This is a genomic window from Sulfitobacter sp. AS92 (genome assembly GCF_038900015.1).
Taxonomy (GTDB): domain Bacteria; phylum Pseudomonadota; class Alphaproteobacteria; order Rhodobacterales; family Rhodobacteraceae; genus Sulfitobacter.
In genome coordinates, this window is record NZ_JBBMQL010000008.1 from 187,784 (window position 1) to 193,849 (window position 6,066).

A 6,066-nucleotide genomic window follows, 5' to 3' on the forward strand; every position below is an offset into this window, starting at 1 on the left:
TTGGGCTTAATAGGCTCTAATGCTGGAGCTTTAGAGCTGCTTTCTACCTTGTGCGAAGTAACAGGGCCCGAAGATAAAATTCCTTTGCGTGCCATTAACGCCCCCATGCTTTCTGGATCATGGATTCGATCTCATCATTTACAAGATTGAGCGAGTCTACGGCCCGGTCATACGTCGTTCGATGGAACTGCGACCTGTCGACCTCATAAATAGTTTGATGGGTGAGGCCGGCATCAGAAATTGCGGTAGATTTCAACATGGGTGCCACCATAACTTCTTCGTCGAACAGCTGGCGCAGGAAGGATAGAACCTGTTGCTGCGGGCCATCATTGGGCTCGTAGCGGTTGATCAGGAAACGTAGGAAGTCAAATTCCATGCTCGCCCCTGCATTAGAGACTACATCCAACAAATCGGCGCTCATCTGCAAGAACTGCGACATTGAGGCGACATCGAGCATATTCGGCACGACCGTGATCACCACGCCAGTCGACGCGCAGAGCGCTGACATGGTCAGATACCCCAGTTGTGGCGGACAATCGAAGATAACCACGTCATAGTCCTGCTCTACGTCCTGCAGAGAGGTGGCCAGCCGTGCGAAAAACGCCGGCTGGGTGTTATTTAACAAGGCTTGAGGGGTCTCGTGCTCAAATTCCTGAAGCATCAAACCGCCGGGGGCGAGATCGATACCAGTGAAATAGGTTTTCTGGATGACATCGGCCAAGGGAACGGGATCATCATACTGAATCGCGTCATAGATAGTGCCCGAGTTCAAGAAATCGTACTCAGGACGATAGCCAAATAGCGTTGTTAGAGACGCTTGAGGATCGATATCAACGCAGAGGACACGGTAGCCTTTTAGGGCCAAACGCTGGGCTGCATGGATTGCACTTGTTGTTTTACCGCTGCCACCTTTGAAGTTCAAAAAGGACAATACTTGTAGCTTGTCCCCATCACGGCGGCCACGCTGATAGGCACCCCTCGATTTCGCAGTCCCCTCCAACGTTCGACGGATGTTCAGCAGGTCCTCGGCACTATAATGGCGCCGCCCACCGGGGCTGGTTTGGACCTCTACGATCTTATCGTCAAAATGCAGTTTGCGGAGGAAACTTGTGGAAATGCCAAGCAATTCAGCAGCTTCGCCTGCAGAAAAGCGGCGAAGCTGCTTGCGTGCGTCAGGTGCAAACACCTTTAGCATATGACTTTCCAACGCCTCGGAAAGCGTTTCCGCATTAAGGCGGATCCGTGTATTGATGTGTACAGTGTCAGTCACATCTGCCCTCGCTCTCAGTAACGCTATTATTCGGTAGCGCTTTTGTTTCCGTTACTTAATGCCATTCAAGCTTTGCGTGCAACAGATTCTTGTGAGAACCGTGTGTGCGGACGCAACTATAGTTTCTGCTATTTCCATGAAGGAAATTCGAATTCTTAAATAAGCCATTGGTATAAATAGGAAAACTATACTTGATGCTCATCTAATCTTGTAGGTACTACAATGGCAATCCTTAGACCAAATTCCCCTTTATCAGAGCCTCATTACCCGTGCTCAACAGAATCACGCAGGGGTCAATCTGTCCTGATTGGGCCAAGGCCATCAAAAATGTTCGGCTGTCCTGTCTCACCTGCACTTTTCAAAGCCTCTCCCACTGGCGTCCCCGCGATAGTCCTGACAGTGTGCGCTAAGATAGGGCCTACGCCCTAATATGGGGGAGGCCACCACCCGATGGTCGATATCTGGAGCGGGATCGCGCAAGCCTTTTGGCTTGTAGCTACACTCGACGCTGAACTGGTTGAAATCGCCGGTCGGTCGTTGCGTGTCACGCTCTCAGCTCTGGTCGTGGCCTGCTTGATCGCCCTCCCATTGGCCGCCTTGGTCGCCGTAAAGCGCTTTCGGGCGCGCCGGCTGGTGATCGCGGTTCTGAACGCACTTATGGGGCTGCCGCCCGTTGTGGTGGGCCTTGTCGTTTATGTGGTTCTCTCACGCTCGGGGCCGCTTGGCGTACTGGGCCTTTTGTTCACGCCCTCCGCGATGATCATCGCGCAGGTTATCATCATTGTGCCTCTAATTGCCTCGATTGCACATCAGTCGATCCGCGAACTTTGGCAAGAATACCATGATCTGTTGATCTCGATGAATGTCACCCAAGCGCAGAAAATACGGACCCTATTGTGGGACTCGCGCCGCGCATTGCTGACTGCGGCCTTGGCTGGCTTTGGCCGTGCCATTGGTGAAGTGGGGGCGATCATGATCGTCGGTGGGAACATCGATCACGCCACACGGGTGCTGACCACAGCGATTGCGCTCGAGACGGGTAAGGGTGAATTTGCCTTGGCCCTTGCACTAGGCTTTGTGCTGATCGGGCTTGCGGTGGCCGTAAATCTCGCGATCCACTGGTTGGGTCGGACCGAACGGGAGGGGCAATGGTGACCGCGCTTTTTCCCATGCAAGCGATCGCGATTGAAAGCCGTCGGCGCGGGCAACTGTTGGTCGGGCCTATCGATCTCACCCTTGGAGGGCAGGGGGCCACGGTGGTCATTGGGCCAAACGGCGCAGGAAAAACGACACTGCTCCAGCTTCTACACGGCACCGCGCGGCTGTCGGCTGGGCAGATCAACTGGGCCTGCACAACCGAAGAGGCACGGCATCATCAAGGATTCGTCTTTCAGCGCCCAGTAATGCTGCGGCGGACGGTCTTAGAGAATCTCATTTATCCTTTGCGTCTACGCGGCGTTCCTAAAGATAAGGCGCGAAAGGCGGCACGGGAATGGGCTGCACGTGTAGGACTAGAGCCGCTTTTGGGCCGTGCTGCGCCTGTGCTGTCGGGCGGCGAGCAGCAGAAGCTTGCACTTGCGCGAGCCTTGATCTGTAAACCCAAGCTGCTGTTTCTTGATGAGCCCTGCGCCGCTTTAGACGGTCGTGCCACGCGAGAAATCGAGATGATTTTGCAAACCGCCAAGGCAAACGGCACCCGGCTGATCCTGTCGACCCATGACCTTGGACAAGCGCGGCGCCTGGCTGACGATGTTTTGTTTCTGGTCGGCGGGCGGATCCATGAGGCCGGGCGCGCAGATACGTTTTTTAACCAACCTGAGACCGAAGAGGCTCGGGCATTTTTAAGAGGAGATATCGTAGAATGAAACATTGGATTATAGGCGCAATTTCAGCGCTGGCCCTAGGCAGTGCCGCGCAGGCAGCAGATGTGATGAAGATGGCGGTCACCACATCCTTCAACAACTCTGGTCTCGCCGATGTCCTTTTGCCCGAGATCGCGGCGGACCTTGATATTGATGTGCAGCTGCTGGTCGTGGGCACTGGACAGGCAATCAAACTTGGAGAGGCGGGCGACGTCGATGCGATCCTTGTGCATTCGCGCAGCGCCGAAGAGGCTTTCGTCGAAGGTGGGTTTGGTAGCCACCGGACCGAGATCATGTACAATGATTTCGTCTTTATTGGCCCGAAAGAAGACCCTGCAGGAATTGCCACGTCTGATGCCGCTGCTGGTGCGCTGACCGCGATCGCACAGACCGGGACGAATTTCGTAAGCCGGGGCGACGATAGTGGCACGCACAAGAAGGAACTGTCGCTTTGGGCCAAAGCGGGGCTAGACCCGGCGACTTTCGGCGATTGGTATAATGCCGTTGGTGCAGGCATGGGGGCGGCGCTGAATACCGCATCGGGCATGCCCGCCTATGTCATGTCGGACCGCGCAAGCTGGCTGAACTTTGGCAACAAAGGAGAGCTGGCATTGCTCTATGCTGGCGATCCGGTGCTGTTTAACCAATACGCCTATCTGCCGGTGAACCCTAAAATGCACGATCATGTAAAAAATGACTTGGCACTGGAGCTGGAAAAATGGCTTGTTTCCGACCGCGCGAAATCTCTGATCAATGACTACAAGATCAACGGCGAAACGCTGTTTGTCTTCAATGCCAAAACGGCTGAATAGACTGTGTTAGAGACCATCCTCGCCCTAAACTGGGCGCGGATGGTTTATTCGGGCAAGTCGCCGTGGATTGCAAATTGCTCGAGCCCGGCATCTTGCGGTTGGATCATACGAAAGCTCTCGCGCACACCCGCATCCGTCAATTCGCGCGCTACCGTCAGTAGGCAGTTTGGCGCGTGATCGGCGCATAGCTCAATCATCTGGGCAAGTTCTTCCGCAGCCACAGGGCGCGCGGCCTCTACAGAAGGTGCGCCGTAATAGGTAACGAAATGCTGTGCCAGAATGTCCGTGAGCGCGGTGATTTCGGCCTCTTCAATCTGCGTAACGGCCACGAATGTCACCCGTCCGAAGGTTTCCAAACCCAGCCATCCGTTTGCAAACGCCTGACGTGCTTTCCCGGTCAAATCTCCTTCGGTCCAGTCCGAAAACTCGAACCCGCCAGAGATACACCATTCGCCAGTTCGCGCAGGCGAGGCAAAAACATTCCGGTCGCTTTCATCGAAATGGATCGCACGGGCGAGTTTCAAGGTCATAGGGCAGGCTCCAGTAAGGTGGTAAGCGGGATCAGCTGCGTGTCTGTTCCGTTGCGCAGTAGCATACCGAAGTTCTCATCGACACCGATGAATGTACCGCTTTGACCGCGCACCGACACATCGCCGTCAATTCCGAAAACCAACCCGCGCCATTCGCCGTGCAGACCCGACGGGCCAAGGTCTTCCCATCGGTTGATCCAATGCAGCGTATGCCGGGCCCAGGATTCAATGAGGGCAGGTGGATGCACATCGGCGCAGCCCTCGGCAAAGAGTGCCGTTTGGTCAGGGTTAAGGCCTGTTTCCGCCATGTCAGGGTCTTCGGCTGGGTAGAGCGGGAGGGTAAAGCCCACGATCAGCCAGTCGGGGACGGCGTCGGGATCGGTGGTCGATGCGACCATGCGGAAGGCTCCGCAGGAGGCGCCATTAAGGCGAATGCCGCCGTCCCACTCCAACTGCACAGCCACTTCGGGCGGGGACAGTGCGCCGAGGGCATTCTGAAATCCGACCCCGCAGAGTGGGAGCATAGCCACCGCCTGCGCCAATGGGACTTCGGGCGCAAAGACCAATGCGCCCTGCATCTCGGCCCCGTTCAACCGATACGTGATGAGACCCGCATCGCAGCCACATGCGGCGCGGTTGCAGGCGACGCGGAGCGCGTCATCGGTCACAGCCTCGCCCGACATCAGAGGAGGGAATGAAAGCCCTTCGCTCATGCTGCGCCGGCGTCGATCAGCTGTTTCGCAATCGCGTGGAAGGCCGCGGCCTGTTTGCTGTCAGGCTGGCTGACCGTGATCGGCGCACCGCCATCGGAGGCGAGACGGATCTGCAGATCAAGCGGCACTTCGGCAAGCAAGGGCACACCCCACTTTTCGGCCTCAGACGCGACACCGCCATGGCCAAAGACATGCTCTTCGTGGCCACAGTTGGTGCAGATATGCGTCGACATGTTTTCGATCATTCCAAGGATCGGCACCTTAAGTTGGTTGAACATGTCGATCCCCTTGCGGGCGTCGATCAGAGCCACATCCTGCGGTGTAGAGACGATAACCGCCCCGTCCACATGCGCCTTTTGCGCCAGTGTCATCTGCACGTCGCCGGTGCCCGGTGGCAGGTCAACGATCAGCACGTCTAGGGCGCCCCACTGCACCTGCGTCATCATCTGCTGCAGCGCGCCCATAAGCATCGGACCACGCCATACGACGGCTTGGTCTTCGTTGGTCATAAGGCCGATCGACATCATGGTAACGCCATGGTTGCGCATCGGCAGGATGGTCTTGCCATCGGGGGAGGCGGGACGGCCCGAGACGCCGAGCATGCGCGGCTGGCTGGGTCCGTAGACATCGGCATCCAGCAGGCCAACGCGGCGGCCCTGGGCGGCGAGCGCGCATGCGAGGTTTGCCGATACGGTGGATTTACCCACGCCGCCCTTGCCTGAAGCGATGGCGATGATGCGGTCAACACCGGGGATCTTCTGTGGGCCTGAGGGTTCGGCGGCGCGTTGCGGTTTGAGGTCGGGCGGCGGGGCTTTCTCGCTGTGCCCGGTCAATACGATGGAGACTTTGCTTACGCCATCGACCTGCGCCAATGCCGCT

The 6,066-nt window shown here is 56.9% G+C and carries 7 protein-coding genes; 3 read left to right on the forward strand and 4 right to left on the reverse strand.

Annotation, left to right across the window (positions count from 1 at the left end; all coding sequences use genetic code 11):
* Window positions 1-94: 94 nt before the first annotated feature.
* Window positions 95-1,270: a plasmid partitioning protein RepA gene (repA, locus tag WNY61_RS14780; RefSeq protein ID WP_342852173.1), complete on the reverse strand. Its 1,176-nt coding sequence runs from the start codon at window positions 1,268-1,270 to the stop codon at window positions 95-97.
* 450 nt (window positions 1,271-1,720) lie between these two features.
* On the opposite strand from repA, the gene WNY61_RS14785 reads away from it, so the two are divergent.
* Genes WNY61_RS14785 through WNY61_RS14795 form a run of 3 tightly spaced genes read left to right on the forward strand, consistent with a single transcriptional unit; the run spans window position 1,721 to window position 3,944 of the window.
* Window positions 1,721-2,425, forward strand: a complete 705-nt coding sequence (locus tag WNY61_RS14785; RefSeq protein ID WP_342852174.1) for an ABC transporter permease — start codon at window positions 1,721-1,723, stop codon at window positions 2,423-2,425.
* The gene (locus tag WNY61_RS14790; RefSeq protein ID WP_342852175.1) at window positions 2,419-3,135 is read left to right on the forward strand and encodes an ATP-binding cassette domain-containing protein; all 717 of its coding nucleotides are present in this window, start codon (window positions 2,419-2,421) and stop codon (window positions 3,133-3,135) included. Before WNY61_RS14785 ends, WNY61_RS14790 begins: the two co-directional genes overlap by 7 nt.
* Window positions 3,132-3,944, forward strand: coding sequence for a substrate-binding domain-containing protein (locus WNY61_RS14795; protein WP_342852176.1), 813 nt, complete (start codon window positions 3,132-3,134; stop codon window positions 3,942-3,944). Before WNY61_RS14790 ends, WNY61_RS14795 begins: the two co-directional genes overlap by 4 nt.
* Before the next feature lie 44 nt (window positions 3,945-3,988).
* Here WNY61_RS14795 and WNY61_RS14800 read toward each other — a convergent pair whose 3' ends face one another.
* The 3 genes from WNY61_RS14800 to WNY61_RS14810 form a co-directional block, all read right to left on the reverse strand.
* A complete protein-coding gene (locus WNY61_RS14800) occupies window positions 3,989-4,474 on the reverse strand; it encodes a DUF6505 family protein (protein ID WP_342852177.1) in 486 nt (161 codons plus the stop codon).
* Window positions 4,471-5,187 carry a DUF4444 domain-containing protein gene (locus WNY61_RS14805; protein WP_342852178.1) on the reverse strand — a complete coding sequence of 239 codons (717 nt, stop codon included), beginning with the start codon at window positions 5,185-5,187 and terminating at the stop codon, window positions 4,471-4,473. The genes WNY61_RS14800 and WNY61_RS14805 overlap by 4 nt, the downstream gene beginning before the upstream one ends.
* Window positions 5,184-6,066, reverse strand: an 883-nt coding sequence (locus WNY61_RS14810; protein ID WP_342852179.1) for an Mrp/NBP35 family ATP-binding protein, incomplete at its 5' end; no start/stop codon positions are given. The genes WNY61_RS14805 and WNY61_RS14810, both read right to left, overlap by 4 nt.

Excerpts from the sequence above, each read along its gene's own strand:
- WNY61_RS14785 (WP_342852174.1), top strand. The coding sequence starts at position 1,721 with ATGGTCGATATCTGGAGCGGGATCGCGCAAGCCTTTTGGCTTGTAGCT.
- WNY61_RS14790 (WP_342852175.1), top strand. The coding sequence starts at position 2,419 with ATGGTGACCGCGCTTTTTCCCATGCAAGCGATCGCGATTGAAAGCCGT.
- WNY61_RS14795 (WP_342852176.1), top strand. The coding sequence starts at position 3,132 with ATGAAACATTGGATTATAGGCGCAATTTCAGCGCTGGCCCTAGGCAGT.
- WNY61_RS14800 (WP_342852177.1), bottom strand. The coding sequence starts at position 4,474 with ATGACCTTGAAACTCGCCCGTGCGATCCATTTCGATGAAAGCGACCGG.
- WNY61_RS14805 (WP_342852178.1), bottom strand. The coding sequence starts at position 5,187 with ATGAGCGAAGGGCTTTCATTCCCTCCTCTGATGTCGGGCGAGGCTGTG.